The organism is Thermus thalpophilus (assembly GCF_022760915.1).
GTDB lineage: Bacteria > Deinococcota > Deinococci > Deinococcales > Thermaceae > Thermus > Thermus thalpophilus.
Genome location: NZ_JAKTNS010000096.1, coordinates 1 through 897 on the forward strand (window position 1 = coordinate 1; position 897 = coordinate 897).

Here is an 897-nt window from a genome sequence, read left to right on the forward strand (position 1 = left end):
GAGGAAGAACGAAGAGCTTAACGCCCAAACGTTCACAGACCTCCTCAAAATCGGACATAAACTCGCTGCCCCCATCCACCTGCACCGCACGAATAGGAAAAGGCGCTCGCACCATCAGGCGGGCAAGAAAGCTGGCCGCCAGGTTGGCCGTGGCTCGGGTGTGGACTTCCGCAAGGGAGAAACGGGTGAAGAGGTCGACGGCCGAGAAGTGCTGGATCGTCTCCCCAGGGCCCAGGGTCACGGTGAGGGTATCCACCTGGATAAGGTCGCCAGGGTGACCCACCTCGTATCCCTTGGGCTTCCTTTGCGCATAGGGCCTCCTGGGTCTTCGCCCCCCCTTCCCCCGCCGGGCCTGGGCCAGAAAGGCAGCTACGCTTTCCACGCGGCCGTGTGCTTCCAGGTAGGCCAGGATCCGCCCCACGGTGCGCTCACTCACCGCAAAGCCCTCCTTCCTTAGGGTCAGCCAAATCGGCCAGCGGCCCCAGGTGGGGTTCTCCTTCCTTAGGGCTTCCACCCGGATCAGCAGATCGGAAGACCAGTAAATCCTCCGCCGCAAGCGCTGAGGACGTCTTGACCGAGGCTTAAGACCGGCAAGGCCCTCTTCCTTGAGGCGTTTCCGCCAGCGGTAATAGGTGGCCCGGCTGATCCCCAAAAGCTCCTGGATCTCGGGCCAGCCCACCCGGTATTTCCTGAGCGCCTCCACCTGTTTGAGCTTCCGTAAGCGGTCCTGAACCGTGGGATCGCCGGCCCCGGCCTCTTGGAGTTCCCGGGCCTTCCGCGCTCCCCGCAAAACCTCTTTGCCAACCGTGGTAAGCTGCATCCGTGGGGACCCCCTCTCTTCTGGAGTGGTCCCCACATTTTTACTCGTCCAGTCTCACATGTGTCTGTCCGGGTTCA

General features: G+C 62.4%; 1 protein-coding gene. It reads right to left on the reverse strand.

Annotation, left to right across the window (positions count from 1 at the left end; all coding sequences use genetic code 11):
* Nucleotides 1-820, reverse strand: an 820-nt coding sequence (locus L0D17_RS13155) for a helix-turn-helix domain-containing protein (RefSeq protein ID WP_243095699.1), incomplete at its 3' end; no start/stop codon positions are given.
* Nucleotides 821-897 lie beyond the last annotated feature (77 nt).